The 26,109-nt window shown below is 65.0% G+C and carries 24 protein-coding genes; all 24 read left to right on the top strand.

Annotated elements, in window-relative coordinates; genetic code table 11:
• Positions 1 to 22: 22 nt before the first annotated feature.
• The 24 genes from P6U31_RS23010 (at position 23) to P6U31_RS22895 (ending at position 25,983) form a co-directional block, all read left to right on the top strand.
• Positions 23 to 1,102, top strand: a complete 1,080-nt coding sequence (locus P6U31_RS23010; RefSeq protein WP_407184064.1) for a HoxN/HupN/NixA family nickel/cobalt transporter — start codon at positions 23 to 25, stop codon at positions 1,100 to 1,102.
• Positions 1,083 to 3,395, top strand: a complete 2,313-nt coding sequence (locus P6U31_RS23005) for a TonB-dependent receptor (RefSeq protein WP_407184062.1) — start codon at positions 1,083 to 1,085, stop codon at positions 3,393 to 3,395. Before P6U31_RS23010 ends, P6U31_RS23005 begins: the two co-directional genes overlap by 20 nt.
• A gap of 138 nt (positions 3,396 to 3,533) precedes the next feature.
• Positions 3,534 to 4,853, top strand: coding sequence for a DUF3422 domain-containing protein (locus P6U31_RS23000; RefSeq protein WP_407184060.1), 1,320 nt, complete (start codon positions 3,534 to 3,536; stop codon positions 4,851 to 4,853).
• A gap of 67 nt (positions 4,854 to 4,920) precedes the next feature.
• Complete coding sequence (locus P6U31_RS22995; protein ID WP_407184058.1) at positions 4,921 to 5,937, top strand: HupU protein; 1,017 nt, start codon at positions 4,921 to 4,923, stop codon at positions 5,935 to 5,937.
• Complete coding sequence (locus P6U31_RS22990; protein ID WP_407184056.1) at positions 5,934 to 7,373, top strand: nickel-dependent hydrogenase large subunit; 1,440 nt, start codon at positions 5,934 to 5,936, stop codon at positions 7,371 to 7,373. Before P6U31_RS22995 ends, P6U31_RS22990 begins: the two co-directional genes overlap by 4 nt.
• A gap of 251 nt (positions 7,374 to 7,624) precedes the next feature.
• Positions 7,625 to 8,716, top strand: coding sequence for a hydrogenase small subunit (locus tag P6U31_RS22985; protein WP_407184054.1), 1,092 nt, complete (start codon positions 7,625 to 7,627; stop codon positions 8,714 to 8,716).
• Positions 8,717 to 8,747: 31 nt separating this feature from the next.
• The gene (locus P6U31_RS22980; RefSeq protein WP_128924937.1) at positions 8,748 to 10,538 is read left to right on the top strand and encodes a nickel-dependent hydrogenase large subunit; all 1,791 of its coding nucleotides are present in this window, start codon (positions 8,748 to 8,750) and stop codon (positions 10,536 to 10,538) included.
• A 9-nt stretch (positions 10,539 to 10,547) separates the two neighbouring features.
• Positions 10,548 to 11,291, top strand: coding sequence for a Ni/Fe-hydrogenase, b-type cytochrome subunit (gene cybH / locus P6U31_RS22975; protein WP_407184052.1), 744 nt, complete (start codon positions 10,548 to 10,550; stop codon positions 11,289 to 11,291).
• 17 nt (positions 11,292 to 11,308) lie between these two features.
• Positions 11,309 to 11,887 carry a HyaD/HybD family hydrogenase maturation endopeptidase gene (locus P6U31_RS22970; RefSeq protein ID WP_407184050.1) on the top strand — a complete coding sequence of 193 codons (579 nt, stop codon included), beginning with the start codon at positions 11,309 to 11,311 and terminating at the stop codon, positions 11,885 to 11,887.
• A gap of 29 nt (positions 11,888 to 11,916) precedes the next feature.
• The gene (locus P6U31_RS22965; RefSeq protein ID WP_407184048.1) at positions 11,917 to 12,213 is read left to right on the top strand and encodes a HypC/HybG/HupF family hydrogenase formation chaperone; all 297 of its coding nucleotides are present in this window, start codon (positions 11,917 to 11,919) and stop codon (positions 12,211 to 12,213) included.
• A gap of 254 nt (positions 12,214 to 12,467) precedes the next feature.
• Positions 12,468 to 12,914, top strand: a complete 447-nt coding sequence (locus tag P6U31_RS22960) for a hydrogenase accessory protein (protein WP_407184046.1) — start codon at positions 12,468 to 12,470, stop codon at positions 12,912 to 12,914.
• The gene (locus P6U31_RS22955) at positions 12,911 to 13,774 is read left to right on the top strand and encodes a hydrogenase expression/formation C-terminal domain-containing protein (RefSeq protein WP_407184044.1); all 864 of its coding nucleotides are present in this window, start codon (positions 12,911 to 12,913) and stop codon (positions 13,772 to 13,774) included. Before P6U31_RS22960 ends, P6U31_RS22955 begins: the two co-directional genes overlap by 4 nt.
• Positions 13,771 to 13,980, top strand: a complete 210-nt coding sequence (locus tag P6U31_RS22950) for a rubredoxin (RefSeq protein WP_407184043.1) — start codon at positions 13,771 to 13,773, stop codon at positions 13,978 to 13,980. Before P6U31_RS22955 ends, P6U31_RS22950 begins: the two co-directional genes overlap by 4 nt.
• The gene (gene hybE / locus P6U31_RS22945) at positions 13,977 to 14,483 is read left to right on the top strand and encodes a [NiFe]-hydrogenase assembly chaperone HybE (protein ID WP_407184041.1); all 507 of its coding nucleotides are present in this window, start codon (positions 13,977 to 13,979) and stop codon (positions 14,481 to 14,483) included. The genes P6U31_RS22950 and hybE overlap by 4 nt, the downstream gene beginning before the upstream one ends.
• The gene (locus P6U31_RS22940; protein WP_407184040.1) at positions 14,480 to 15,568 is read left to right on the top strand and encodes a nickel-dependent hydrogenase large subunit; all 1,089 of its coding nucleotides are present in this window, start codon (positions 14,480 to 14,482) and stop codon (positions 15,566 to 15,568) included. The genes hybE and P6U31_RS22940 overlap by 4 nt, the downstream gene beginning before the upstream one ends.
• Positions 15,561 to 15,902, top strand: coding sequence for a hydrogenase maturation nickel metallochaperone HypA (gene hypA / locus P6U31_RS22935; protein WP_407184038.1), 342 nt, complete (start codon positions 15,561 to 15,563; stop codon positions 15,900 to 15,902). The genes P6U31_RS22940 and hypA overlap by 8 nt, the downstream gene beginning before the upstream one ends.
• On the top strand, positions 15,902 to 16,810 hold the full coding sequence (hypB, locus tag P6U31_RS22930; RefSeq protein ID WP_407184037.1) for a hydrogenase nickel incorporation protein HypB: 909 nt from the start codon (positions 15,902 to 15,904) through the stop codon (positions 16,808 to 16,810). The genes hypA and hypB overlap by 1 nt, the downstream gene beginning before the upstream one ends.
• The gene (hypF, locus tag P6U31_RS22925) at positions 16,807 to 19,068 is read left to right on the top strand and encodes a carbamoyltransferase HypF (RefSeq protein ID WP_407184035.1); all 2,262 of its coding nucleotides are present in this window, start codon (positions 16,807 to 16,809) and stop codon (positions 19,066 to 19,068) included. The genes hypB and hypF overlap by 4 nt, the downstream gene beginning before the upstream one ends.
• Positions 19,068 to 19,304 carry a HypC/HybG/HupF family hydrogenase formation chaperone gene (locus P6U31_RS22920; protein WP_063195714.1) on the top strand — a complete coding sequence of 79 codons (237 nt, stop codon included), beginning with the start codon at positions 19,068 to 19,070 and terminating at the stop codon, positions 19,302 to 19,304. The genes hypF and P6U31_RS22920 overlap by 1 nt, the downstream gene beginning before the upstream one ends.
• Entirely contained in the window at positions 19,301 to 20,443 is a 1,143-nt protein-coding gene (gene hypD, locus P6U31_RS22915; RefSeq protein ID WP_407184033.1) for a hydrogenase formation protein HypD, read from the top strand. Before P6U31_RS22920 ends, hypD begins: the two co-directional genes overlap by 4 nt.
• Positions 20,440 to 21,480, top strand: coding sequence for a hydrogenase expression/formation protein HypE (gene hypE / locus P6U31_RS22910; protein WP_407184031.1), 1,041 nt, complete (start codon positions 20,440 to 20,442; stop codon positions 21,478 to 21,480). The genes hypD and hypE overlap by 4 nt, the downstream gene beginning before the upstream one ends.
• Before the next feature lie 6 nt (positions 21,481 to 21,486).
• Positions 21,487 to 23,190: a hydrogenase maturation protein gene (locus tag P6U31_RS22905; RefSeq protein ID WP_407184030.1), complete on the top strand. Its 1,704-nt coding sequence runs from the start codon at positions 21,487 to 21,489 to the stop codon at positions 23,188 to 23,190.
• Complete coding sequence (locus P6U31_RS22900; protein WP_407184029.1) at positions 23,187 to 24,623, top strand: sigma-54-dependent transcriptional regulator; 1,437 nt, start codon at positions 23,187 to 23,189, stop codon at positions 24,621 to 24,623. The genes P6U31_RS22905 and P6U31_RS22900 overlap by 4 nt, the downstream gene beginning before the upstream one ends.
• Positions 24,616 to 25,983, top strand: a complete 1,368-nt coding sequence (locus tag P6U31_RS22895) for a sensor histidine kinase (protein WP_407184028.1) — start codon at positions 24,616 to 24,618, stop codon at positions 25,981 to 25,983. The genes P6U31_RS22900 and P6U31_RS22895 overlap by 8 nt, the downstream gene beginning before the upstream one ends.
• Positions 25,984 to 26,109 lie beyond the last annotated feature (126 nt).

Here is a 26,109-nt window from a genome sequence, read left to right as displayed (position 1 = left end):
CTCATACTGCGGGATCGAGTGGATGGAGCAAGCGGTGAGGCGGACTTTGCGGGCGATTGAATCCGGGACAGTGGTGCTGTTCGGGGCGCTCATCGCCGCCAACATCGCCGCGTGGGCCTGGGCCTTCGCGCTGTTCGGCGACCGGCCGACGGTGCTGGCGACCGCGCTGCTGGCCTGGGTGTTCGGTCTGCGCCATGCCGTCGATGCCGACCACATCGCCGCCATCGACAACGTGGTGCGCAAACTGATGCAGGCGGGCGGCGCCCCGCACAGCGTCGGTCTCTATTTTGCGCTCGGCCATTCCACCGTCGTTGTGGTCGCGACCATATTGCTTGCGCTCGGCGTGGTGAGCCTTGGCGGCGACAGCCTGCTCAAGGAGATCGGCAGCCTCATCGGCACGTCGGTGTCGGCGCTGTTCCTGCTCGTGATCGCGGCCATCAATCTCGTCATCTTCGTCGGCCTGTGGCGAACGGTTCGGGCCGCACGGGAGCAGGGCGTTCACGATGCCGAAGGGCTCGAGGCGCTGCTGGCCAAGCGCGGCTTCCTCGCGCGCCTGCTCGGACCGCTCTTCCGCATGGTCACAAAGCCCTGGCACATGTATCCGCTCGGCTTCCTGTTTGGGCTCGGCTTCGACACGGCGACCGAGATCAGCCTGCTCAGCATCTCTGCGAGCGAAGCCGCGCGCGGCGCTTCGGTCGCAGACGTGCTGGTTTTCCCTGCTCTGTTCGCATCCGGCATGGCGCTGGTCGACACGGCCGACTCCGCGCTGATGGTGAGCGCTTACCGATGGGCCTTCGTCGATCCCTTGCGAAAGCTCTGGTATAACCTCACGATCACCGGCGCGTCCGTCGCGGTCGCGCTGTTCATCGGCGGTGTCGAGGCGCTCGGTTTGGCCGCCGACCGGCTCGGCCTGTCCGGGACGATATGGACGCTGGTCGACGGTCTCAACGAGTCGCTCGCCAATGTCGGCTTCGCCGTGATCGCGCTGTTTGCGATCGCATGGCTTGTCTCGGTCGTGCTTTATCGTCGCATCTTCGAGGGCAGCCGGCACCGGGCCGCAACGAAAGCGCTGGAATGCGCCGATGCGACCGAAGCGGCGTGAGCCCTGTCGTGGCGGCGGCGCATTGACGGCACTTTCGGTCCTGGTGCTGCTCGCGGATGGCGGTCGTGCTCTCGCGCAGAGCAACAGCGGCCAGCGCGAATTGCCGCCCATCGAGGTCGGCGGTGACGCGACGTCGGAGCGCAAACGGCCGGTCGGATCGCGCCGCACCGGCAAGCCCTCCGCCGCAGGCCATCGCATCCTCGTGTATCCAGCGGCGACGCAGACCTCGGATGGGCACAGCGCCACCTCGCGTGCAAACGGTCAGCCCAGCATGGCCAGCGAGATCACCATCTCCGGCGAAGAGCTCAACGCCCGCCCTTTCACGCGGCCGGGCGAGGCGCTCGAGGCCGTGCCGGGTCTCATCGTCACGCAGCATTCCGGCGAGGGCAAAGCCAACCAATATTTCTTGCGCGGCTATAATCTCGACCATGGCACCGACCTCGCCATCACCGTCGACGGCATTCCGGTCAATATGCGCACCCACGCGCACGGCCAGGGCTATGCCGACCTCAACTGGCTGATCCCGGAAACCGTCGCCGCGGTGGACGTGCGCAAGGGGCCGTACTTCGCCGACGAAGGCGACTTCGCCTCGGTCGGAAGCGTGCACATCGGCCTGCTCGACCGCACCAGGGGGCTGGCGCAGGTCACCGCCGGCAGCTTCGGCTATCGCCGCCTGCTCGGTATGGATTCCGCGAAGATCGGTGACGGTGCGTTGCTCATGGCCGGCGAGATCGGCACTTACAATGGCCCGTGGGACAATCCGGACAATGTGCGAAAGCTCAACGGTCTCGTGCGCTACAGCCAGGGCACCGTGACCGACGGCGTGTCCGTCACCGGCATGGCCTATGCCAACAGATGGAATTCGACCGACCAGGTGCCGCAGCGTGCGATCGCGGCCGGTTTTCTCGGCCGCTTCGGCTCGGAAGATCCAAGCGATGGCGGCAACACCAACCGCTTTGCGCTCTCGGGCCGCATCGCGCAGAGCGACGATCTCGGCGCGTGGAAAGCCAACGCCTATGTGGTGAAGAGCCAGCTCGATCTCTTCAACAACTTCACCTACTTCCTCAGCGATCCCGTGCTCGGCGACCAGTTTCACCAGCATGACGACCGCCTGATGCTGGGGGCCAACACCTCGCGCACGCTGAACGGTTCGTTGGCGGGGTTGCCGATGCAGACCACCTTCGGCCTGCAATCGCGCTACGACTCGATTGATCTGGCGCTCGCCAACACATTCCGGCGTGGCTTCCTGTCGAACATCCGCAGCGACAAGGTCGGCGAGGGCAGCGTCGGCGTCTATGCCGAAAATACCGTGCGTTGGACCGATTGGCTGAGGACGACGGTCGGATGGCGCGGCGATTACTATGCCGCCGACGTCACGTCGCGGTTCAGCACCAACAATTCCGGCCGGGTAGACGCTGCGCTCGGCAGCCCCAAATTCCGCGTGGTGCTTGGCCCGTTCAACCAAACCGAGCTCTTCTTCGGCGCCGGCTACGGCATGCATTCCAATGACGCCCGCGGTGCGACGACGACGGAGGACCCGAGCGATCCCACGAAGAGGCTCACGCCGTCACCGCTGCTGGTGCGGACCAGGGGTGCGGAGGTCGGCGTGCGCAGCAGGATCGTGCCTGGCCTCGACACTTCGCTCAGCGTCTTCATCCTCGATCAGGATTCCGAGATCCTGTTCGCAGGCGACGCCGGCGACACCTCGGCGACCCGGGCCAGCCGCCGCTATGGCTTTGAATGGACCAACCATTACCGGCCCAGTTCCTGGATCGACATCGACGCCGATCTCGCGATGACTCATGCGCGCTTTCGCGGCTATGACAGCGAGCAGGCGGAGGTCTATGCCTCGCTCGCCGGCTATCCCGAGGCACAGATCGGCAAGGCGCCCGGCAACTACATTCCGAACGCGCCGGCGATGGTGGCATCGGCCGGCGTCACGCTGGGCGAGAAGACCGGATGGTTCGGGACCTTGCGCTGGCGCTATCTGGCGTCGAGCCCGCTGACGGAGGACAACGCATTCCGCTCCTCTGCGACCAGCATCTTCAACGGGCGGCTTGGCTACCGCATCGACAATGGCTGGCGGCTCCAGCTCGACGTCCTCAATCTCTTCAATGCGAGGGCGAACCAGATCACCTATGCCTATGGCTCGATGCTCAAGACCGACACGCTCTATAACCTCTGCACGTCGGGCACTGCGCCGCTGGCAGTCTGTCAGAATGGCGTGATGGACTATGTGCTGCACCCCGTGGAGCCGTTGACGTTCCGCCTCACCATCGCCGGAGCGTTCTAGGCTCGCTCCGGTCGCGAATAGAATGAAGCGGCGCTTGACACTTCTGCCATCCGGGATTGCTAGAGCATGGGTGTCTTATGGTAGTGAACCGCCAGGTGGCGGCACATCGCGGCCTGACAGCGCAGCAGGGGACCGTCGATGAACCGTGACCTCGATCTCGCCGACTTTGAACTGCATCCGCAGCGTGGTGCGGTGCTGGCCGAGGTGCATGCTCGCCCATTCACCCGGTTGACGGCGCCGGTCACGGTGCTCCGCCTGGCTTTTCTCGGTCAGGGCGAGGCCGCTGCAGCGGACCGGCAGAAGTTCGTGGCGTTCTGTATGGCGCACGGGCAGACTCCGCCGGAGGACGGGACCAAACATCACCAGGTGACGATCGGCGCCACGCAGCTCCGCTGGGAGCAGCACTCGGAATTCAGCACCTTCACCTGGATCCTGGGCGGCTCCGAGACCTCCGTCCGCCGGTTCGGTGAGATCGACGCAGAGTCCGCAGCGCTGGTCCGGTCCCTGCATCAGTCCGGTCAATTGCTGGTCGCGGTCAAGCTCGAGGTCGAGCAGACCTCGGCGGCGCTGGAGCGTGCACAGCAGCTTTTCGAAAGGAGCAGCCTCGCCATCGCAGCGGTCCGCAGCGGGCCCGCCGTCGTTGCATCGGACTTTCGCACCGACGATCAGGGCTTCATTCGCATCCTTGTTTGCAACGACGGTCTGTCGCCGGGCCGTCTCGGCGCCCTCGTGCAGCGCGTGCTGGAGATCGAGACCTACCGCACGCTGGCGCTGCTCGGCCTGCCCGCTGCGCTCGAGCTTGCGCCCTCAGTCGATCATATCGGCCGGCGGCTCGTCGAAGTGCTCGAGGAGATGCAACGCGCCGAAGACCTCAAGCTCAACAATCATCTCTTGACGGAACTGACCGCGCTCGCAGCTTCGCTCGAAAAGGGAGCTGCCGCCAGCTCGTTTCGTTTCGGCGCCAGCCGGGCTTACAACGACATCGTGCAGGCCCGCCTTGCGGTGATCGAGGGTGGCGAGATCGCGGGCTATCCGACTTGGTCCTCCTTCCTCGCTCGCCGCATGGCACCTGCGATGCGCACCTGTGCGACGATGGAGGACCGGCAGGCCGATCTGTCGATCAAGCTCGCGCGCGCGGCCGATTTGTTGCGCACGCGCGTCGATGTCGAGCTGGAAGAGCAAAATCGCGATCTGCTGCGCTCGATGAACGACCGCACCCGGCTTCAGTTGAGACTTCAGAGCACGGTCGAGGGGCTGTCGGTGGCGGCGATTGGCTATTACGTCGTCAGCCTGTTCGGCTATCTGGCCAAGGGCGCCCATGATGGCGGCCTGCATGTCGAGCCTTCGCTGGCAACCGCAATCTTCGTGCCGGTCGCCGTGGCCGTGATCTGGATCGTCACCCGCAATATCCGCAGGCGGCACTTGAAGCACGACGAAATGTCGGGCGCTCACGACTGAGGACGCCAACGAGCCTCTTGCGCTTCGCCCGTGAGCGGTCGAAGCTGGGGCGACCGGGAGACACGAGATGAGCCGATCCGATGCGATGACCAATGTGCTCTGGCTGCAGGGCGCCAGCTGCGGCGGCTGCACCATGTCGATCCTCGAAAGCGGCGCCTCCGGCTGGTTCGACGAGCTGCGTCAGTTCGGCGTCAACCTGCTGTGGCATCCGTCCGTGAGCGAGGAGACGGGTGAGGAGGCGGTCGAGATCCTGCAGTCGGTGCTCGACGGCAAGGTGAGGCTCGACCTTCTCCTGCTAGAAGGTTCCGTCGCCCGCGGACCGAATGACACCGGGCGCTTCAACATGCTCGCGGGCACCAACCGGTCCGTCTATCGCTGGATGCTCGATCTTGCGCCGCACGCGGGCTATGTGATCGCGGTCGGAAGCTGCGCGGCCTATGGCGGCGTGCCGGCCGCCGGATCGAATCCGACCGATGCCGTCGGCCTGCAGTTCGAGGGCTCCGATAGCGGTGGCGCGCTGGGCGCGGCTTTCCGCTCGCGGCTCGGTCTTCCCGTCATCAACGTCGCGGGCTGCGCGCCGCACCCGGGCTGGATGATGGAAACCATCTTGGCACTGACCACCAAGGATATCGCAGCGAGCGATCTCGACGGATACGGGCGGCCGAAGTTCGTCGCCAACCATCTTGCCCATCATGGCTGCTCCCGCAACGAGTTCTACGAGTTCAAGGCCAGTGCCGAGACCATGTCGGAGCGCGGCTGCCTGATGGAGCATCTCGGCTGCAAGGCGACGCAGGCGGTGGGCGACTGCAACCAGCGCTCCTGGAATGGCGGCGGCTCCTGCACCAAGGGCGGTTATGCCTGCATCGCCTGCACCTCGCCGGGATTCGAGGGTGCCCAGAACTTCCTGGAGACGGCAAAACTCGCCGGCATTCCGGTCGGCCTGCCGACCGACATGCCGAAGGCCTGGTTCGTCGCGCTCGCTGCATTGTCGAAATCCGCGACGCCGCGACGCGTCCGGCTGAACGCAACCGCCGATCATGTTGTCGTGCCGCCGGGCCGCACCATGACCAAGACCAAGCCATGACGCGGATCACGATCGGCCCGTTCAACCGCGTCGAGGGCGATCTCGAAGTGCGCCTGGACGTCGAGAGCGGGCGCGTCACGCGCGCCGAGGTGACGGCGCCGCTCTACCGCGGGTTCGAGCAGATCCTGGAGGGGCGCCCCCCGCTCGACGCGCTGGCGCTGGCGCCACGGATTTGCGGCATCTGCTCGGTCTCGCAATCGGTTGCCGCGGCCGCGGCTCTGCGCGATGCCATGGCGATCGAGGCGGCGCCGAACGGACTGCTCGCCACCAACATCGCGCATGCCGCAGAGAACGCGGCTGACCATCTCACCCATTTCTACATCTTCTTCATGCCCGACTTTGCCCGCGAGGCCTATGCCGCGCACGACTGGCACGCGGCGACGCACAAGCGCTTTGCCGCGACCCGCGGCAGTGCGGCGCGCGACGCATTGCCGGCGCGGGCGCGGCTGCTCGAGACCATGGGCATCATCGCCGGGAAATGGCCGCACAGCCTCGCGTTCCAGCCCGGTGGTACGACGCGTGCCATCGATCTCGGCGAGCGCGTCCGCCTGCTGTCGATCGCGACGGCGTTTCGCAGCTTCCTCGAGCGCATCGTCTTCGCGGATGCGCTGGAGAATGTGCTGGCGATTACCACCGCGGACGAGCTCGATCGCTGGCGTGACGGCCGCGGTGGCGACTTCGCCCATTTCCTGCGGCTCGCCGACAGTCTCGTGCTGGGCAGGCTCGGCAGGGGCACCGGCTTGATGATGAGCTACGGCGCCTATCATGGCACCGACGGCGAGTTGTTTCCGCGCGGCCTGTTCGGCCCGCGCGCTGCGATCGAGCCGCTGCCGTTGACGCAGATCACGGAGGATGTCTCGCACGCCTGGATGCGAGATTCCTCCGCCGACCCCGCTCACAGCAGCACGATCCCGGATCCCGACAAGCCGGCCGCCTATAGCTGGTGCAAGGCGCCGCGACTGTCCGGTCAGCCGATCGAAGTCGGCGCAATCGCGCGCCAGACGGTGGCGGGGCAGGCGTTGATTGCAAATCTCGTGTCGATCGGCGGGACCAACGTGCGCAACCGCGTGATCGCGCGGCTGATCGAGACCGCGCGCATCGCCCTTGCCATGGAGCAGTGGACGCGTGCACTTCGCCTGTCGGAGCCGTTCTGCCACAATTCGCGCGACATCCCCGATGGCAGCTATGTCGGACTGGTCGAAGCCGCGCGCGGCAGTCTCGGGCACTGGATGGCGGTACGGGGCGGCAGGATCGAGCGCTACCAGATCATCGCACCAACGACGTGGAATTTCTCGCCGCGCGATTCCTTCGACGTCGGGGGGCCGCTGGAGCAGGCGCTGGTCGGCACCGATGTCGGCGACGCTGGCGCGCGCGCGGTTGCGATCCAGCACATCGTGCGCTCGTTCGATCCCTGCATGGTGTGCACTGCGCACTAAGACATGATCCGGAAAAGTGCGACGCGGTTTTCCGGAAAGATCATGCTCAAACAGCCGGAAACTTCGTTGCCGACTGCAAATCGCGTTGTTTCCGCTTCTCCTCCTTTTGCTGTTCCCGCCGCGCTTCATGAGAGCAATTCAAAGACGTAACGTTTTGGAATCTCTCTACATTTGAATCGCTCCAGGTTGTTGGCCTGCTTCTTGCTGTCTTTGGCGTCATCGAAAAGTCAAAGCCGACGACGGGAGGATTCATGGGCACGGCGACGGAAACGTTTTACAGCGTGATCAGGCGGCAAGGCATCACGCGTCGGAGCTTTCACAAGTTCTGCAGCCTGACGGCGACGAGCCTCGGACTCGGACCGCTGGCGGCAAGCCGCATCGCCAACGCGCTCGAAACCAAGCCGCGCGTGCCGGTGATCTGGATGCATGGGCTCGAATGCACCTGCTGTTCGGAGAGCTTCATCCGGTCGGCGCATCCGCTCGTCAAGGACGCGGTGCTGTCGATGATCTCACTCGACTACGACGATACCATCATGGCGGCTGCGGGCCACCAGGCGGAAGCCATTCTCGATGAGACCCGCGCCAAGCACAAAGGTCAGTACATCCTCGCGGTGGAAGGCAATCCGCCACTGAACGAGGGCGGCATGTTCTGCATCGACGGCGGCAAGCCGTTCGTCGAGAAGCTGAAGATGATGGCCGAGGATGCGATGGCGGTCATCGCCTGGGGCGCCTGCGCGTCCTGGGGCTGCGTGCAGGCGGCCAAGCCCAATCCGACGCAGGCAACCCCGATCGACAAGGTCATCACGGGCAAGCCCATCATCAAGGTGCCGGGATGCCCCCCGATCGCCGAGGTGATGACCGGCGTCGTCACCTTCATCACCACTTTCGGCAAATTGCCCGAGCTCGACCGCCAGGGCCGGCCGAAGATGTTCTACTCGCAGCGCATTCACGACAAGTGCTATCGGCGGCCGCATTTCGATGCCGGCCAGTTCGTCGAGGAGTGGGACGATGAGGCGGCACGCAAGGGCTACTGCCTCTACAAGATGGGCTGCAAGGGCCCGACCACCTACAACGCCTGCTCGACCGTGCGCTGGAACGGCGGCGTCTCGTTCCCGATCCAGTCCGGCCATGGCTGTATCGGCTGCTCGGAGGACGGCTTCTGGGACAAGGGCTCGTTCTACGATCGTCTCACGAACATCAAGCAGTTCGGCATCGAGAAGAACGCCGATCAGATCGGCATGGCGGCGGCCGGCGCCGTCGGTGCCGCGGTGGCTGCTCATGCGGCCGTGACGGCGGTGAAGCGGCTCGCGTCCAAGCGCGAAGACGTCGACCACAACAGCTAAGCGCCAAGCGACAGATTAGGGTAGGGCAACCATGGGCATCCAGACTCCCAACGGCTTCAAACTCGACAATTCCGGCAAGCGCATCGTCGTCGATCCCGTGACCCGTATCGAAGGTCACATGCGGGTCGAGGTCAATGTCGACGCCGACAACGTCATCCGCAACGCGGTCTCGACCGGCACGATGTGGCGCGGCATCGAGGTGATCCTGAAGAACCGCGATCCGCGCGACGCCTGGGCGTTCACCGAACGGATCTGCGGTGTCTGCACCGGCACGCACGCGCTGACGTCGGTGCGTGCGGTGGAGAACGCGCTCGGAATCACCATTCCGGAGAACGCCAACTCGATCCGCAATTTGATGCAGCTTGCCTTGCAGGTGCATGACCACATCGTCCACTTCTATCACCTTCATGCGCTGGACTGGGTCGACGTGGTCTCCGCGCTGTCGGCGGATCCGCGGGCGACCTCGACGCTGGCGCAGTCGATCTCGAGCTGGCCGTTGTCCTCGCCGGGCTACTTCAAGGACCTCCAGACCCGTCTGAAGAAGTTCGTCGAGTCCGGACAGCTCGGTCCCTTCAAGAACGGTTATTGGGGCAGCAAGGCCTACAAGCTGCCGCCCGAAGCCAATCTGATGGCGGTGGCGCATTATCTCGAAGCGCTCGACTTCCAGAAGGACATCGTCAAGGTCCACACCATCTTCGGCGGCAAGAACCCGCATCCGAACTGGCTCGTCGGCGGGGTGCCCTGTCCGATCAATGTCGACGGCACCGGCGCGGTCGGCGCCATCAACATGGAGCGGCTCAACCTGATCTCCTCGATCATCGACCGCCTGATCGAGTTCAACGAACAGGTCTACCTGCCCGACGTGGCGGCGATCGGCTCATTCTACAAGGACTGGCTCTATGGCGGCGGGCTGTCGGGCCAGAGCGTCCTCTCCTATGGCGATGTGCCCGAGCATGCCAACGACTATTCCGCCAAGAGCCTGAAGCTGCCGCGCGGCGCCATCATCAACGGCAATCTATCCGAGGTGTTTCCGGTCGATCACGCCAATCCCGACGAGATCCAGGAGTTCGTGGTGCACTCCTGGTACAAATATCCCGACGAGACCAAAGGCCTGCATCCCTGGGACGGCGTCACCGAGCCGAACTACGTGCTGGGTGCCAACGCGAAGGGAACGAAGACCGCGATCGAGCAGCTCGACGAGGCCGGCAAATATTCCTGGATCAAGGCGCCGCGCTGGCGCGGGCACGCCATGGAGGTCGGCCCCCTGGCGCGCTGGATCGTCGGGTACGCGCAGAACAAGGCCGAGTTCAAGGATCCCGTCGACAAGTTCCTGAAGGATCTGAACCTGCCGACCTCGGCGCTGTTCTCGACGCTCGGCCGCACCGCGGCCCGTGCGCTCGAATCGGTCTGGGCCGGACGCCAGATGCGCTACTTCCAGGACAAGCTCGTCGCCAACATCAAGGCCGGCGACAGTTCGACCGCCAATGTCGACAAGTGGAAGCCGGAGAGCTGGCCCAAGGAGGCAAAGGGCGTTGGTTTCACCGAGGCGCCGCGCGGGGCGCTCGCGCACTGGATCAAGATCAAGGACACCAAGATCGACAATTACCAGTGCGTGGTGCCGACCACTTGGAACGGCTCGCCACGCGATCCCAAGGGCAACATCGGCGCTTTCGAGGCGTCGTTGATGAACACGCCGATGGTCAATCCCGAGCAGCCCCTGGAGATCCTGCGCACCATCCATTCCTTCGATCCTTGCCTGGCCTGTTCGACCCACGTCATGAGTCCGGACGGTCAGGAACTCGCCAAGGTCAAGGTCAGGTAGGAGGCCGTCATGATGGATGCCATTGCTCCCGGCTCGGACTCCAGGCCGGACCTCGCGGCGATCGCAGCCGATGCATCCGGGGAACGTGCGGTGGGCCGCCCCACCGTTTACGTCTACGAAGCGCCGGTGCGGATCTGCCACTGGGTGAACGCGTTCTCGATTCTCGTGCTGATGGTGACCGGCTATTTCATCGCATCGCCGCTGCCGACGGTCGCCGGCGAGGCCTCCGAACACTTCGTGATGGGCTACATTCGCTTTGCCCATTTCGCCGCCGGACAGGTGCTCGCGGTGTTCTTCCTCACGCGCATCCTGTGGGCCTTCGTCGGCAATCACCACTCCCGGCAGATCTTCTACATCCCGGTTCATCGCAAGCAGTTCTGGAAGGAGGTACTGCACGAGATCCGCTGGTACGCCTTCCTGGAGCGCGAGCCGAAGATGTATGTCGGCCACAACCCGCTGGCGCAAACCGCGATGTTCACGGGCTTCACGTTGTTCGTGGCCTTTATGATCGTCACCGGCTTTGCGCTCTATTCGGAAGGAATGGGCATCGACAGCTGGCAGCACAAGCTGTTCGGCTGGGTGTTCGCGATCTGGCCGAACAGTCAGGACGTCCATACCTGGCATCATCTGGGCATGTGGGCGCTGGTGACGTTCGTGACGGTGCACATCTATGCGGCGATCCGCGAGGACATCATGTCGCGCCAGAGCATCATCTCGTCGATGGTCTCCGGCGAGCGGCAATTCCGCGATTGAAAACGGGAACGTGACCGATGCCGACATCCCTGCAAGACAATCGCATCCTGGTGCTCGGCATCGGCAACATCCTGTGGGCCGACGAAGGCTTTGGCGTGCGCACGGTGGAGGAGTTCCACCGGCGCTATGCCGTGCCTGACAACGTCACTATTCTCGACGGCGGCACGCAGGGCCTCTACCTCGTGAACTATCTGGAAGAGGCCGATCGCCTGATCGTGTTCGACGCCATCGACTACGGCCTCGAGCCCGGCGAGTTGAAGCTGGTGCGCGACGACGAGGTGCCGCGTTTCACCGGCGCCAAGAAGATGAGCCTGCACCAGACCGGCTTCCAGGAGGTGATCAGTGCAGCCGACCTGCTCGGCAGATGCCCGAAGCATCTCGTGCTGATCGGCTGCCAGCCGCTCGACCTTGAAGACTGGGGCGGACCGTTGACGCCGCCGGTGCGCGACCAGATCGCGCCCGCGATCGATCTGGCCTGCCAGATATTGACCGAGTGGGGCGTTACGATGAGCCGCCGCAGCGAGCCTTTGGCGGACACCGAGCGGTTGCTCGCCAATGACATCGACCACGCCAATTACGAGATGCGGCCGGCCTGACCGGCGCGGCCTGCTTTGGAGAAAGCGCGATGTGCCTCGGCTTGCCGATGACGATCGTCGAGACTGACGGAATGTCGGCGCTATGCGAATTTCGCGGTGAGCAACGCCGCGTCTCCATGCTGCTGCTCTCCAACCCGCCGGTCGGCGCCCACGTGCTGGTCTACATCGATACGGCGATCCGGCTTCTGGACCAGGACGAGGCGCGGCTGATTGCTGCTGCGATCGACGGGCTTGGTGCTGCGCTCGATGGCGAGGATTGCGATCGCTTCTTCGCCGACCTGATCGACCGCGAGCCGCAATTGCCCGCCCATCTGCGGTCCGAATAGACCGCCTCCTGCAGCTGACATCGCTGCCCCCGCCGCACCGACCCACGGCAGGGTGCAAGCTATCTTTCTATCCGCAAAGATATTTTCCACACGACTTGGAAAGTATCTTACCGTATGTGGATGCGCCGTTCCGGGTGCCCAAAATTATATGATTTAGATCAATGAGGTAGCGGCAGAGGGCTGCTGGAATGTCCTGGCATGTGCCTTGCTAATCCTGTCCCGAGCGAAATCATAAGCTTGTCAGGGGAGGTCTGATGGAATTCCAGGTGGGGAAGAAGGATCTGACGCGGCACGGCCTGCCAGAAGTCGGTGCCGCGACGGTCGATCATTTTCTTGGCGCGGCCGATGAGGCCGGCGCGATCGCGGTGCTGCTGTCGGCGGGCGATCCGAACCGGTTTCCGGAGGCGATCGACGTCGCCGTGGTGCTGCCGGAGTTGATCACTGCGTTCAATGGCCGCTTGCGCGGCGCGATCATCGCCCGCGGCGACGAGAGCACGCTTGGCCAGCGTTTCGGCGTGAGGGTGCAGCCGACGCTGATCCTCATTGCCAAGGGCGAGACGCTGGGGCTGATCGCCAAGATCCAGGACTGGTCGGTCTATATCGACCGCATCACCAAGCTGATCGACCGTCCGCGCGGCCAGACCGCCGCGGTCGCCGTCACCCTCGTTCCCCAGCATCGCGCGCAAGGGGCCGAGCTATGAAGGTCGGATTCTGGGATGCGCCCGAAGGCGCCGAGCAACCGGTCAGCGTGTTTCCGATCGGAGAGGAAAGTCTCAATGCATCGAGCGGCAGCCTGACGGCGGCCGGAGCGTTGGCGAAGCTTGCAACGCTCGACAGCGCCGAGCTTGCCAAGAGCTGTCCGAACGCAGTCGCGCTGCTCTCGAAGATCGCGCAGGCCATCGCCGGCCAAAAGGCGGATGCGCCGACGCAGCTGTTCCGGCTCGTCGACCTGAACGATCTCGAAAGCAAGCTCGTCGCCGACGTGCTCGGCGAAGGCGAGGTCGGCGGGGTCGTCGCGTTGCCCGACGGATCGCTGGCCCAGATCCAGGAATCGGTCTTGGCGGGGATCTGGCGCGTGCGGCTCGAAACCGACGCCACATCCGAATATCTCGAGATCGGCGCCATTCCGGAGATCGTCAAGCGCGCGGCCGCCGACCTCACGTCGGCCGATTTCGAGATCGGGCCGGTGCCGGACGGCGCCATGAATGTGTTGCCGGTGCTCGCCGAAATCCGCGAACGCGCGCAGGCCTGGCGGCCGGGGATCCGCTCGCAGATCATCAACTTCACGCTGCTGCCGATGAGCCCGGTGGACATGAGCTTTCTGCAGGACACCATCGGCAACGGACCGATCCAGCTCGTGTCGCGCGGTTATGGCACCTGCCGGGTGCTGTCGACGGGCATCCGCAATGTCTGGTCGGTGCAGTTCTTCAACGCCATGGACACCATCATCCTCGATACGCTCGAGGTCGGCGGCGTGCCGACCGTTGCGCTTGCCGCGGACGAGGATTTCGAGGATTCCGCCGAACGGCTGCAGGAAATCATCGAGGCCTATTTCACATGAGCGCCTTCGAGAATTTTGGCGTTCGTCAGGACGTCACTGAGGCCACGCGGTTGGAATGCGGCATCTGCTGGACCGTCTACGATCCCGCCGACGGTGACGAGGTGGCGCAGATCGCGCCCGGCACGCCATTCGCGGCGCTGCCGGAGGATTGGCACTGCCCGAACTGCGACGCTCCGAAGTCCAAGTTCATGGCGATCGAGGTATGACCGGGAGCGCGCCAAATCTTGAGGCCGATGCCGTGGCGTGGGGCGAGCTCCTGGCCGGGAGCTATCGGGAGATCGGCGAGCGCGCGATGCGCGATCTGCCGATCTACAACGATGCGCTCGGCGTCGAGGCGGTGGGCTTCCGTCGGTTCGCCGGCACGATGGTCGGCATCATGGTCACTCCATGGTTCATGAACGTGGTGATGCCGGCGAGCGCAGCGCGGGAGGATTCGGGAACGACGTTGCAGATCCGTTTTCCTGCCGGCAATATCGAGTTCACGCTCAGCGAGGTCGGACTGATGGGCCGCATCGCAAGCTGCTCGCTGTTCTCGCCGATGTTCCAGTTCGCCGACATGGCCGCTGCGCGGGTGACGGCCGAGGCCGCACTTGCCGAGCTGATGCTGCCGGCAGACAGCGAGGAGGCGGTTCGCCGCCGCGAGCCCGCGACGACCCCGATCGATCGGCGTAACTTCCTGCGCGGTACTTTGACGGAGCGGCGCGGATGACCCTGGCCTTCCGCAACGAGATCGAGATCACGGTGTGGCTTGGCGGCGCGACGATCGCCGACGTCGCGATCCAGCCGCGCAGCCGGCCGCCGTTGACACGGCTGTTTGCGGGAAAGCCGGCGGAATCCCTGCTTCCGGTGCTGCCGCGGTTGTTCTCGCTCTGCTCGGTCGCCCATCAGGTGGCGTTCCTCTCGGCAGTCGAGGCCGCGCAAGGGCAGCAGCCGACGCAAGCGACAACACGCAGTCGCGTCACGGCTGTCGTTGCCGAGCGGCTCACCGAATTGCTGCGCAGCCTGTTCGTCGGGCGGCTGGCGCTCGACGGCGCGAGCGCTGCCGCGGTGCGCGCCATGATGCAGGCGACCACCGTCCTCGGTGGGGCCAATGAAGGTGTATCGGAAGCGTTGCGGCGCGGAGCCCTGGCAAAGATCAAGGCCGCGCTCGCAGCGCTCGGCATTGCCGGCGAAGGCCAGGCTCTGCTGCCGGGCAGCGCGCTCGCTGCCTACCTTGAGCGCTGCGAGGGTGAGGATTTGTCGCCGCCGTCGGTCGAGCCATCATTCCTGACGGGGGCTGACGACCTCGACGTCGTTACGCGCTTGGCGGCGGGCGGGGCAGCCTATTCCGACGCGCCGGAGCTCTGCGGCAAAATTCCGGAAACCGGTGTCTGGGCGCGGTGGGCGCGGCGCGAACCCGTCCTGTCGACGGCGGGGCCGGCTGCGCGCCTCGGAGCGCGCATCGCCGAGGTCGCGCGGCTCTGCGCCTGGCTCGACCACGGCGAGCAAGATCTCGATAATGGCGTCGTCGCAAGCTATCGGCTCGGCGCGAGCCACGGGGCGGCCGCCGTCGAATGCGCGCGGGGCCGGCTCTACCATGCGGTTGCGCTCGACGAGGAACGCCGCATCGTCAATTTCGAATTCCTGGCGCCGACCGAGTGGAATTTTCACGCCCGGGGGCCGCTGGTCCGGAGCCTTAAGGGAGCGAAACTGGCCGCTGGCCGGCGCGGCCAGGACGCGGTTCGCGCGCTGATCGCCGCGTTCGACCCCTGTGTCGGTTTCAAGCTCGACTTTCGCGAGGTAGGCCATGCATGAGATGGCACTGTGCGAGGGCATCATCGGTATCGTCGAGGAGGAAGCGCGCAAGCGCTCCTTCAGCAAGGTGAACGTCGTCTGCCTCGAGATCGGTGCGCTCAGCCATGTCGCGCCGGAAGCGATGAAATTCTGCTTCGAGGCGGTCGCAGCGCAGACCATCGCGCGAGGCGCAAGGCTCGAGATCGTCGAGACTCCGGGAATCGCCTGGTGCATGGCTTGCTCGGAGAGTGTCGAGATCAAGCAGCGTTACGAGCCGTGCCCCTGTTGCGGCGGCTATCAATTGCAGGTGACGGGCGGCGAAGAGATGCGCGTAAGGGAATTGGAGGTCGACTGATGTGTACGGTCTGCGGCTGCAGCGACGCCAAGGCGTCCATCGAACATGCGCATGATCATCATGACCATGGCCATGATCATGGTCACGGCGGACACCATCATCATCACGGTCATGGGCACAGCCACGACCATGTTCACCATCATCACCATGATCACGGTCCTGACGAGGCGGGCGTGCTTGATTGCGGTGCCAATCCGGCGGGTCAAGAGATCGCCGGCATGAGCAGCGATCGCATCATCCAGGTCGAGCGCGACATTCTCGGCAAGAACGACAGGCTCGCCGCCGACAATCGCGCGCGCTTCCGCGCCGACGAGGTGCTTGCCTTCAACCTGGTGTCGAGCCCGGGCGCCGGAAAGACCTCGCTGCTGGTCCGCGCGGTCTCGGAATTGAAGGACAGCTTCCCGATTGGCGTGATCGAGGGCGACCAGCAGACCTCCAATGATGCCGAGCGGATCCGCGGCACCGGCGTGGCGGCGATCCAGGTCAACACCGGAAAAGGCTGTCACCTCGACGCCGCCATGGTCGGCCAGGCCTATGACAGGCTGCCCTGGCTGAACGGCGGCATTCTCTTCATCGAGAATGTCGGCAACCTCGTTTGTCCGGCGGCGTTCGATCTCGGCGAATCCTGCAAGATCGTGGTGTTCTCGACCACCGAGGGCGAGGACAAGCCGCTCAAATACCCCGACATGTTTGCGGCGGCGTCCTTGATGCTGATCAACAAGATCGATCTCGCGCCGGTGCTTGATTTCGACCTTGCCAAGACCGTCGAATATGCGCGGCGGGTCAATCCTGACATCGAGGTGATGACGGTGTCGGCGCGCACCGGCGAGGGCTTTCCGGCTTTCTATGCCTGGATCCGCAGGCGCTGGGCAAAGACGAAGCAGGCCGAGATGGCGATGCAGGGATGACGATGACCGGTGGGACGAGCGTGCCGGAGGCGAAGAGACTGCGTCTGCATGTGCGCGGCGCGGTACAGGGTGTCGGATTTCGCCCCTATGTCTACGGCCTCGCCACGCGCTATCGTCTCGGCGGCTTCGTTGCCAACGATCCCCACGGGGTTATCATCGAGGTGGAGGGTGATCGCGCCGGCGACTTCGTGGCGGCGCTCCCGCTGGAAAAGCCACCGCTTGCCCGCATCGACGACATCTCGGTGCATCCGATCGGGGCCGTGGCGAGCGAGGGATTTTGCATCCGTGCCAGCGAGCAGGGCCGCGTGTCGACCCGCATCGTCGCCGACGCCGCGACCTGCAAGCAATGCCTGCGCGAGTTGTTCGATCCCGGCAGCCGATTTTATGGCTATCCCTTCATCAACTGCACCCATTGCGGCCCGCGCTACACCATTGCCGAGCGGCTGCCCTATGACCGGCCGACCACGGCGATGAAGGGCTTTGTCATGTGCAGTGCCTGCGCGGACGACTATGGCAATCCGGGCAGCCGCCGTTTCCATGCCGAGGCGATTGCCTGCCCGGCTTGCGGCCCAAGGCTCAGCCATGACATCGCGGATATTGCCGCCGCGATTGCCGCGGGCAGGATCGTCGCGATCAAGGGTCTCGGCGGCTATCAGCTGCTCTGCGATGCCCGCGACGATGGCGTCGTGCGGCAGCTGCGGCAGCGCAAGCAGCGCGACCAGAAGCCCTTCGCCGTCATGGTCGGATCGATCGACGCGGTTGCGGACTTCGCTGATGCCGATGCCGCCGAGCTTGCGCTGCTCGAGACCGCGCCACGGCCCATCGTGCTGATGAGATCGCGCGATCGGCTCGCGCCAGCGATCGCGCCGGGCCTGTCGCGTCTCGGCGTCATGCTGCCGGTCGCGCCGCTCCATCACCTGATCTTCGATGCACTGGACATAGCGCACGCGCGGGCCCGCGAAAGCTGGGCGATCGTTGCCACCAGTGCCAACGCCGGCGGCGAGCCGCTCCTGATCGACAATCGCGAAGCCGAGCAACGCCTCGCCGGCATTGCCGACCTCGTCGTCACCCATGACCGCGACATCGTCACCCGGGCCGACGATTCCGTGGCGGCAGTCGTCGCGGGCCGGACGCAATTCATCCGCCGCGCCCGGGGCTACGTGCCCGAGCCGGTTCGCCTCGCGCGGCCCGTGCCGCCGATCCTGGCGGTCGGTGGTGCATTGAAGTCGACGGTGACGGTCACGCGCGGCAATGAGGCGTTCGTCTCCCAGCATATCGGCGACCTCGACAGTGCGGAAGGCATCCGCTTCTTCGAAGAGACGGTCGACCATTTGCTGTCGACCCTCGATGTCGATCCAGTCGTCGTTGCCCATGATTTGCATCCGAACATGGCCTCGACCCGCTTCGCTGAAGCCAGCGGCAAGCGGTTGATCGCGGTTCAGCATCATCACGCCCACGCGGCCGCCGTGATGGCGGAACATGGCATTGCAGGACCGGCGCTGGCCCTGGTGCTCGACGGCTTCGGCCACGGCAGTGATGGTGGCAATTGGGGCGGCGAGCTGCTCGCCTGCGACGGTGCCCGCTTCCGGCGACTCGGACACCTCGCGCCGATGAAAATGCCGGGCGGCGATCGTGCCGCGCGCGAGCCGTGGCGCATGGGCGCGAGCGCGCTGCATGGCCTTGGGCGAGGCGATGAGATCGCGACGCGGTTCGGTACACGGCCGCAAGCCTCGCGCCTCGGCGCTCTGCTCGATCAGCCGGGCGTGCCGACGACGACCAGCGCCGGCCGCCTGTTCGATGCAGCGGCAGGACTGTTGGGGCTCTGTCCGCTGCAGAGCTACGAGGGGGAAGCTGCGATGAAGCTGGAGGCGCTGGTGCGCGCGCCGCGCATCGCGCAGGACGGCTGGATCATCGAGAGCGGCGAGCTGTCCATGGCTCCATTGTTCGCGCGCCTGGCAACCGGGGCCATCGATCCGATCGAAGGTGCCGAGCTGTTCCACGGCACGTTTGCCGCCGCTTGCATCGACTGGATCGGGCAGGCGGCGCGGATGACCGGTATCACCACGGTTGCCCTCAGCGGCGGCTGCTTCCTCAACGCCATCTTGTCGGACACGATCGCGCGCGGCTGCATCGCGGCCGGGCTCTCGCCCCTGCTGCCACGCCAGATGCCGCCCAATGACGGCGGTCTCAGCCTGGGCCAGGCCTGGGTCGCCGCGCTAAGCCTCCTCGAACAGCAAGATCTGGAAGGAACCGCCTGATGTGTCTCGCGATACCGGCAGAGGTCACAAAACTCCTGCCCGATGAGATGGCCATCGTCTCGATCGACGGCGTCAGCAAGGAGATCTCGGTCGCCTTGATCGAGAATCTCGCGGTGGGGGACTACGTGATCATCCATGTCGGCTATGCCCTGACCAAGATCGATCCGGAGGAGGCGCGGCGGACGCTCGAATTGCTGCGCGAGCTGAGCGTCGAGGGGCAGGGAGTGGCGTCATGAAATATGCCGACGAGTTTCGCGACAAGGAGATCGCACTGGGGCTTGCGAAGACAATTCGCAGCGAGACCGACCCGAAGCGGCCGTATCGTTTCATGGAATTCTGCGGCGGCCACACCCATGCGATCTCGCGTTACGGTCTGGAGGACATGCTGCCGAACAATTTGCGGATGATCCATGGCCCTGGATGTCCGGTCTGCGTGCTGCCGGCCGGACGCATCGATATGGCGATCCGGCTTGCGGAGCGAAGCGAGATCATCCTGTGCGTCTATGGCGACCTGATGCGCGTCCCCGGCTCGCAGGGCGCCTCGCTCCTGAAGGCAAAGGCGCGCGGCGCCGATATCCGCATGGTCTATTCCACCATCGACGCGATCCGGATCGCGGAGGAAAATCCCGAGCGCGAAATCGTGTTCTTCGCCATTGGCTTCGAGACCACGACGCCGCCGACCGCGGTGATGATCCGGCTGGCCGAGAAGAAGCGGCTTTCGAATTTCAGCGTGTTCTGCAATCACCTGCTGACCCCGCCGGCGATGCAGAACATCCTGGAGAGCCCCGATATCCGCAATATCGGCCGGGTCGAGATCGACGGCTTCGTCGGGCCGGCGCATGTCTCGACCATCATCGGCACCGCGCCTTACGAGTTCTTCGCCGAAGAGTTCGGCAAGCCGGTGGTGATCTCGGGATTCGAGCCGCTCGACATGATGCAGGCGATTCTGATGCTGGTGCGCCAGGTCAACGAGAGCAGGCACGAGGTCGAGAACCAGTATAGCCGGGCGGTCACGCGCGACGGCAATTTGCGCGCCAAGGAGGAGGTCTCCGACATCTTCGAGCTGCGTGACCAGTTCGAATGGCGCGGGCTCGGCCAGGTACCCTATAGCGGGCTGAAGCTGAAGCGCGCATACGCGAAATATGACGCCGAAATCCGCTTCGGCATGAACGAGCTTCGCGTCGACGACAATCCCGCGTGCGAATGCGGTGCCATCCTGCGCGGGGTGAAGAAGCCGGTCGACTGCAAGCTGTTCGGCACCGTCTGCACGCCGGAGACCCCGATGGGCTCCTGCATGGTCTCCTCCGAAGGTGCCTGCGCCGCGCATTGGACCTATGGCCGCTTCCGCGACCATCAGCAGAGGCGGGCGTCATGAAGGCCTATCAGCGCAAGCTCGACATCAAGAACGGCTGCGTCGACCTGTCCCACGGCTCGGGCGGCCGCGCCATGGCGCAGCTGATTTCCGGGCTGTTCCACGAAGCGTTCGGCAACGAATGGCTGGCGCGCGGTAACGACCAGTCGGCCTTCGATGTCGGCGCCGGGCGCATGGTGATGACGACCGACGGCTATGTGGTCTCGCCGCTGTTCTTTCCCGGCGGCAATATCGGCTCGCTCGCGGTCCACGGCACGGTCAACGACATCGCCATGGCCGGGGCAAAGCCGCTCTATCTCTCGGCGAGCTTCATCATCGAGGAGGGGTTCCGCTTCGCCGATCTCAAGACGATTGCGGAATCGATGGGGGAGGCGGCCCGCTCGGCCGGCGTCCACATCATCACCGGCGACACCAAGGTGGTCGAGCGCGGCAAGGCCGACGGGCTGTTCATCTCGACATCAGGCGTCGGCGTGGTGCCTGATGGGCTCGATCTCTCGGCTGAGAACGCGCGCGTCGGCGATCGCGTCCTGATCTCGGGCACCCTCGGCGATCACGGCGTTGCCATCATGTCGAAGCGGCAGAATCTGGCCTTCGAGACCGAGATCGTGTCGGATTCGGCGGCACTCAACGATCTCGTCGCCAGGATGGTCGAGGCCGGTGGCGCAGGCATCCGCCTGATGCGCGATCCCACGCGCGGCGGGCTCGCCGCCACGCTGAATGAGATCGCCCAGCAATCCAGCCTCGGCTTTCACCTGCTCGAGGAGGAGATCCCGGTCAAGCCGGGCGTGGCGGCAGCTTGTGAGCTGCTCGGGCTCGATCCGCTCCATGTCGCCAATGAAGGCAAGCTGGTCGCGATCGTCGCGCCCGAGATTGCCGGCGTGGTGCTTGCCGCCATGCGGGGGCATCCGCTCGGCCGCGATGCCGCCGACATCGGCGAAGCCGTCGCCGATGACCATCATTTCGTGCAGATGGCGACGAGCTTTGGCGGCGGCCGGATCGTCGACTGGTTGTCGGGCGAGCAATTGCCGCGGATTTGTTGAGCGATCATGATGCGCATCCTGCTGCTATCGCATTCCTTCAACAGCCTGACGCAGCGGCTGCATGTCGAGCTGCGCGAGCGCGGCCACGAGGTGTCGGTCGAGCTCGACATCCATGCCGACGTCACGCGCGAAAGCGTCGCGCTGTACCGGCCAGATCTGGTGATCGCCCCGTTCCTGAAGCGGGCGATCCCCGAAGATGTCTGGCGCAATGTGCGCTGCCTGGTGGTGCATCCCGGCCCGCCCGGCGACCGCGGCCCGGCCGCGCTCGACTGGGCCATTCTCGAGGGAGCAACCGAGTGGGGCGTCACCGTGTTGCAGGCGGACGGCGAGTTCGACGCCGGTCCGGTCTGGGCCTTCCGCACCTTCCCGATGCGGCGCGCTGCAAAATCCAGCATCTACCGCAACGAGGTGACCTCATGCGCCGTCGAAGCGGTGCTGGAGGCGATCGATGCGATCGCGTCGGGACGGCCGACACCGCAGCCGATGCGCGAGGGCGACGCGCGCATTCGCGTACGCGGGCCCTGCCGCCAATCGGACCGCGCCATCGACTGGCAGCGCGACACGACCGAGACCGTTCTGCGCAAGATCAACAGCGCCGACGGCATGCCGGGCCTCCTCGACAGCCTGTTCTTCCAGGACGTGCGACTGTTCGACGCCCATGAAGCGCGAGATATTTCCGGCATTCCCGGCACGATCGTCGCGCAATGCGATGGTGCCTTGGCCCGTGCGACCGTCGATGGAGCGGTCTGGATCGGCCATGTGCGGCAGCTTGCACCGAAGAGCCTGAAGCGCTCTGCAGCGAAGGTCTTTGCCGAGCAAGCAGCTGGCCTGCCGCGGCGGCCGGGTTGCGGCTATGCTCCTATTCAGTACCGCGAGCATGGCGAGGTCGGCGAGTTGCAGTTCTCCTTCTACAATGGCGCGATGGCGAGTTGCGACTGCGAAGCGCTGCTGCATGCTTACCAGGCCGCGCTGGCGCGCCCGACAAAGGTGCTGCTTCTGACCGGCGGTTCCGACTATTGGTCGAACGGCATTCATCTGGCCGAGATCGAGGCCGCCGACAGCGCCGCCGATGAATCCTGGCGCAACATCAATGCCATCGACGATCTGGCACGCGCGATCATCGAGACCACGGACCGGCTGGTGATATCGGTCATTCGCGGCAATGCAGGAGCGGGCGGCGTGTTCTTGAGCCTGGCTGCCGACGAGGTCTGGGCCAGCGATCAGGTCGTGCTCAATCCGCATTACAAGGACATGGGCAATCTGTTCGGCTCCGAATACTGGACCTATCTGTTGCCGCGCCGGGCGGGCGCTGAGAACGCGACCAGGATCACGCAGTGCCGGCTGCCGATGGGCGTTGTCGAGGCACAGCGCCTCGGGCTCGTCGATCGCATCCTCGCAAGGCGCGAGCTCGCGCGCGAAAGTCTCGTGGCACTTGCTGCTGCTGCGGGGGCGGATCCAGGCCTTGCGGCGCGCCTCGCCGACAAGAAGAGCTGCCGCGCGGCGGACGAGGCCAAGAAGCCGCTGCAAGCCTATCGCGACGAGGAGCTGCGGCGGATGAGGCTCACTTTCTACGGCTTCGATCCGAGCTACCACGTCGCCCGCTACAACTTCATCCACAAAGTGCCGAAGTCGCGCACGCCGCTGACCATCGCCAATCATCGGTCGCGGCGGCCGGCCGAGCGGCCCAGGCCCATGGTGGTGCCCTCATGAGCGTTCGGGGAACCATTCTCGTCGTCGACGACGAAGTCCGGTCGCAGGAAGCGCTGCGGCGCGTTCTCAGGGAGGATTTCGAGGTGCTTTGCGCGGGCAATGCCGCCGAAGCGGAAAAGTTGCTGGAGGGCGAGATCGTCCACGCCATCCTCTGCGACCAGCGCATGCCGCAGGAATCAGGCGTGAGCTTCCTGAAGCGTGTGCGGGAGCTGTGGCCCGATCCGGTGCGGATGATCATCTCGGGCTATTCCGATTCCGAGGATATCATCGCCGGCCTCAACGAGGCCGGCATCTATCAATACGTCACCAAGCCGTGGCAGCCGGACCGGCTGGTCGATATCGTCAAGGAGGCGGTGCAACTCTATCGTCTTCAGAAGGAGACGGAAACGGCCGGCGTCGACGTCAAGGCGACGCCTGGGCATATCAAGAAGGTCGTTTCGGTCAAGCGAGGTGTCGCCAAGCAGCTCTACGATTTCGATCGCATCGTGCATTCCTCCGAAAGTCCCATGCACAAGGTGATCGAGCTCGGCAAGCGCGCCGCAGATTACGACATCTCCGTGCTGATCACCGGTGAGTCCGGGACCGGAAAGGAGCTGCTCGCACGCGCCATTCACTACGGCTCGGCGCGCGCCAGCAAGGCGTTCGTCGTCGAGAATTGCGGCGCGTTGCCGGACGAGTTGCTCGAAAGCGAGCTGTTCGGCTGCAAGAAGGGCGCCTTCACCGGTGCCTATCAGGATCGGATCGGCCTGTTCGAGGTCGCCGACGGCGGCACCATCTTCCTCGACGAGATCGGCGAGACCTCGCCGGCATTCCAGGTCAAGTTGCTGCGCGTCCTGCAGGAGAGCGAGATCCGCCCGCTCGGCGCGCAGCGCGTGCGCAAGGTCGACGTCCGCGTCGTGGCCGCGACCAACCGGGATCTTGAAGCCGAGGTCGAGGCCGGCCGCTTCCGGCGCGATCTCTATTATCGCCTGGCAGCGTTTCCCGTCCACATGCCGGCCTTGCGCGACCGCCCGATGGACATCTCACTGATCGCGGAAGGAGTGCTGTCATCGGTAAAGACTTCCTTCAACCGGCCTGGCCTGCGCTTTGCGGCTGCCGCGCTCGAGGCATTTGCCAGGTATCATTGGCCCGGTAATGTCCGCGAGCTGCAGAACGAGATCCAGCGCATGGCGGTGTTGGCGGACGCGGATGAATTGCAGGCCCCGCCGCTGCTGGGCCGCCGCAATGGCAAGCCTCCCGCGGCCCCGGTCCACGGCAAGCTGAACGGCTCGGCGACCCTCAAGGACAAGGTGGAGGATCTGGAGAAAGCGGTTATCATCAGCTGTCTGGAGCGCTACGAAGGCAATATCAGCCGGGTCGCGAGCGAGCTCGGGCTATCGCGGGTCGGTCTCAGGAACAAGCTGGCCAGGTATGATTTGAGAAAGAATGCCTGAGGTGACGCACTCTCCTGAAACGGGCGAGCCGGAAACGCTGCTCAAATTGATCACCAAGCGCGGCGCGATGGAGCTCGATCAGGAGCGCGAGGGCGCCTGGATCGAGGTCATCCGCAAGATGGACGAGGTCTATTCGGACCTCCTGCGCTATGAAGTCGACCTCGAGCACAAGAATGCGGAGCTGGAGGAGGCTCAGGCCTTCGTCACCAACGTCATCGAATCCGTCTCCGACATCCTCATCGTCTGCGATGCCAAAGGGCTGGTGCAGCAGGTCAATTCCGCGTTCCAGCACACGCTCGGCTGCAGCGTCGCGGATATCGTCGGCAAGAACATTGCCGACGTCATCGATGCCAAGGACAAGGCCAAGCTGGTCCCGCTCCTGAAGCCGCGCAGCGCCTCCGACGTCGTCGACGGCGAGCTGCGGTTTTCGCGCGAGAGCGGCAGCTCGGATCTGTTCGGGATCAACGCATCCCCCCGCCACGACCATCGGGGCCGCTTCATCGGCGTGGTGCTGACGGGCCGGCCGATCGGAGAGCTGCGCCGTGCCTATGAGGAGCTGCACAAGGCGCATCACGAGTTGCAGCGCGCCCAGCGGCAATTGGTTGAACAGGAGAAGATGGCAAGCCTCGGCCGCCTCGTTGCAGGCGTCGCGCACGAGCTGAACAACCCCATCAGCTTCGTCTATGGCAATGTCCACACCCTGATGCGCTATCGCACCGCGATCGCCGCCTATCTCGACGCGGTTCACGGCGAGGCCGAGGAGGGCGATCTCGCGGCTCAGCGGCGGAGCCTCCGCATCGATGAGATCCTGGAGGATTTCGGTCCGCTGATCGAAGGCACCCTGGAAGGCGCGGTCCGCATCAGCGAAATCGTGAAGAATCTGCGCCGGCTGTCCTTCAGCAAGCTCGGTGAAGTCGAGCGCGTCAACATCGAGCGGCTCATCAACACCGCGGTGCTGTGGGCCGTGCGCACCAAGCAGGTGCGCATCGACCTGCAGGTGGAGGTCGAGCCGGAGCTCTGGATCTCCGGCAATGAAGGGCAGTTGCATCAGGTGATCGTCAATCTCGTCGAGAACGCGATCGACGCGATGCGCGGCACCGAAGCGCCGCGGCTGGTCGTGTCTGCGGCGCGCAAGGGAAACGAAATCCTGTTCCGGATCTCGGACAACGGCCCGGGGATCGACAAGGATCACATCAGCCACATCTTCGAGCCGTTTTTCACGACCAAGCGGGTCGGCGAGGGGACGGGGCTTGGCCTCTGGATCAGCTACGGCATCGTGCGCGAGCATGGCGGTGAGCTGGTCGCCGGGTATGGTCCGGAGGGCGGCGCGACATTCTCGTTCGCGTTGCCGGCGGCATAGGCGGCCGGCACTCGCCTCGCGCATGAGCTCCGCATTGCCTGTCGGGCAAGACACCTCGTGCGGTCGCCCCTGCAACAAGGAGTCGCTCCAGCAGCGGGAATTTGAGACTGCCGAATCCTCGCGGCG

Origin of the sequence: Bradyrhizobium centrosematis (genome assembly GCF_045571495.1) — a bacterium.
Lineage (GTDB): Bacteria > Pseudomonadota > Alphaproteobacteria > Rhizobiales > Xanthobacteraceae > Bradyrhizobium > Bradyrhizobium centrosematis.
The sequence above is the reverse complement of the archived record's forward strand: the minus strand, read 5'-3'. Positions and strand labels throughout refer to the sequence as shown.